Source organism: Tateyamaria pelophila (genome assembly GCF_019966495.1).
GTDB lineage: Bacteria > Pseudomonadota > Alphaproteobacteria > Rhodobacterales > Rhodobacteraceae > Tateyamaria > Tateyamaria pelophila.
On sequence record NZ_JAIMIA010000248.1, the window covers coordinates 1 to 2,931 of the forward strand.

General features: G+C 57.3%; 1 protein-coding gene and 1 pseudogene. Both read left to right on the forward strand.

Translation table 11 applies throughout. The features are described 5' to 3' along the window. Window positions 1–157: 157 nt before the first annotated feature. Window positions 158–2,266, forward strand: coding sequence for a UPF0149 family protein (locus tag LC354_RS27180; protein WP_223429060.1), 2,109 nt, complete (start codon window positions 158–160; stop codon window positions 2,264–2,266). Between the two features lie 41 nt (window positions 2,267–2,307). Next, window positions 2,308–2,409: pseudogene (locus LC354_RS27185) on the forward strand (zincin-like metallopeptidase domain-containing protein); the annotation flags it as partial. Between the last annotated feature and the right edge of the window lie 522 nt (window positions 2,410–2,931).

Genomic DNA, 2,931 nt, shown 5'->3' on the forward strand with positions numbered 1-2,931 from the left:
AAGGCCTATATCAAATGGGAATGCCAGGATGCGTGATCATGCCAAATCCGAATTTCCAGACGTGGGGTTGCTCAATCGTGATCAGCCAGAGTACGGTTTTGCCTTGGACAGGACCCAAGTTTCTGTAATGCAGTGATGTCAACCGAGGGGGATCAGAATGGACGCTTATCTTTCAAAGATGGCTCGGGCCGTTGAAGCGGCAACGCGGCCTTCGCATCAATCTGAGCTACTGCAGCGGTGCGGCAAGGATCTGCTCGCACGACCGCAGACATGCGCCGAGCTCATCCATGCGGCCAAAACCGGCCCGTTGTCGGACGGACAGGCGGCATTGCTGATCGCCGCGCTGGATGAGGCGCGCATGGCCGATGAGAACGGACAGCGCAAAGGACGCTGCTTCCTGGACGACATGCGCGATGTGGTGGCGTTGCTTGACACCGACCTTACACTCCAAGCTGCATTGTCCCTCTCAAGTGCCTGGACGCGTGCAGGTCTTACCCCGCCGCCATCCCTCGCCCAAGCGGTCATTCCCGAAGACCCGGATGCCTTTGTCGACACGAACGGCATTCCAGACATCCCCGATGAGATGTTCGACGGGATCTTCAAGGGCTTCAGTGATGTTGGGGAAGACTCGGTTTCGGCCATGCTGGCCATGCTGGATGAGATGCTGCCCACTTTGCCACCTAAGGCTCGTTTCGCCTTCATCCGCAAACTAGCCACGCGGACTGAGCCTCTTTGCGGTGAAGCCGCTGCGGCGTTGCTGCTTGCAACAGATACATCCGTGTCAGCAGGTGCGCTGGCGGGCCTCACGCTGCGCCAGGAGGCGGGGGACCTGTCCCAGACCTTGTTCTCGCGCATCACGTTGATCCGAAGCTGGGTTCTGGACTCCGACATCCTGCGAGGTATCGACACCATTATACGGTCCGCCCTCAAAAGCGGGACTCAGTCACCGGTTCAAAGCTCAAAACCCAAAATCCACCGCGTTGTGTCCTCGATGATCGATGGGAGCGGCGCGCAGGGCATCTCCATGGCCATTCAATCGGGCAGCCGCCGTACTTTGGCGGTGGCGCTGCTCAAGCAGGGTTTTGGCGTGAAAGACGCTTTTGTGATTCCGTGCACCAGCGCCACCGAGCAAAAACAGATGATCTCGCAGATCGCGGATGAAGCGAGCGCTCTGGAGGCAACGGCGGACTACGCGTTCACCGCTCTGGCCTGGGCACTTGCCGATGGGCAATCAAACGGCAACATGCCCGCAGCAGGCCTGCTCGATGTCGTCGAGACCGCAGGTTTTGGAGACCTCCGCCCTCAAACGGCAGATATCACAAACATCGCGTCCGCCACCGATCCCGAAGGTGAGGTATCCGCCCTCTCGACCCGTGCACGGGGCAGCCTGATCATGGCCAGTGAACATTGGCCCGATCACTTCCCAATCTCTGACAGCTGGTTTGAAGACAGCGACGCATCGTCGAATGCCATCGAAAGTGCAACGACCCAAAATTCCATGAACCGCAAGCTCTGGCAGCATCTGGAAACAAGGCGCGATTTCTGGGCCATGGTCTTTGCCCGTAATGCCGCCTTGCTGGCGGCTGCAAAGGATCCCGCAGCCCCCGAGTTTGTCGCGGTCGCGCAAGCAATAGCTGACGGTCGTGATTTGAAGAAGACCCCGATCATGCACTTCGTCCATGGCATGAGCTTTGAAGCCTGGGTCCATCAGGACGGACCGCAGATGCCGTCCGGTGACCTTGAAGTCACCGAAGAGCGCTTGCCGCCGGGAACCTATGCGCAGGTCGCGCCGTTCGGCGCAAAGGAACAAAAAGCGCTGGATAAGCTCTTGCGACCTGCCAAGATAACGCTGCCCTGGATGGAAGGGTTTCTGACAGGCCTCTGCACCGCGCCCAAGTTCATCAAGCCCTCCGAGTGGATCGTCACGATTTTCAATGTCGTGGCAGAAGACCTCTCCTCCGAGGACGATCTGCAAAAGATCCTCGACCTGATCGTACTGGCCTACAATCATCGCCTGTCCCTTCTGCGGGACGCCGCGCCATCAGACGCCCTGTTCCCAGCGGACCCGATCCTGTTTTCCATCTGGGCTGACGGCTATCTGACAGCCTGGGAAGCCCACAAACCCCACTGGCCCACTAAATCCCTCGGCAAAGACGGCAAAACCATGCGCTCCCTCCTCGAACAGGCGGCGGATTTCCAAAACAAAACCAACCAAGCTCCCGCCTTGCGAGATTGGTTGATCAAGCAATGTGATAAGCAGAAATGATAGCTCTCTTGGCTTGACTGTCAGGATAAGTTGCAGAGCTTGGTGCGGCGTTCTTATGTGCTGATGTCGGGCTTGCTCTCGAAGATCGCAATGATCATGCCGCTTATATCGGTTCCTGGTTAAAGGCTACGAAACTACCCTGACTATCCGTAAGCGCCTTTCCATCACCCTTGGGGTTACGGCTTGACTATTTTTGGAAGTTCCAGGGCATGAGTTCGTCGATATCATGGGCCATATGCTGATCGAGGATCCTGCGCAGGGTCGGGCGCCCCGCCGTCGTCACCTGCAGCGCCTCTGATGAGGCTGGCGTGATAATCGACTGCGTGATCCCGCGACCTGACATGCGCAGCTTTCAGGTGCATCACGAGGTCGATTGGGGTGACGGGAGGTTGACCCCTCGCATGTGGCGGTTCTATGCGTCCAGCGACGAAGACCTGCAAAGGCAACTCAATAAGATTGGCAGTGCAGAGGGTTCGGTTGTAAAGGGCATAACGAAGGTTGTGCCTAGTAGTGGATTTGCTGCGAAGTGCGCATAAAACGGAACTTTGGAATTTCATGTCAACGGATATGCGCGATAAATTCGACAGACACCCCAAAAAAGTTGAACCCGGTGCGCCCGTATTTCTTTGGGTACTGATTGGCGTTATGGCGGCGATTGAACTGCC

What these genes read in the sequence shown, in the direction of transcription:
- LC354_RS27180 (WP_223429060.1), top strand. Translation starts at nt 158, where the DNA reads ATGGACGCTTATCTTTCAAAGATGGCTCGGGCCGTTGAAGCGGCAACG.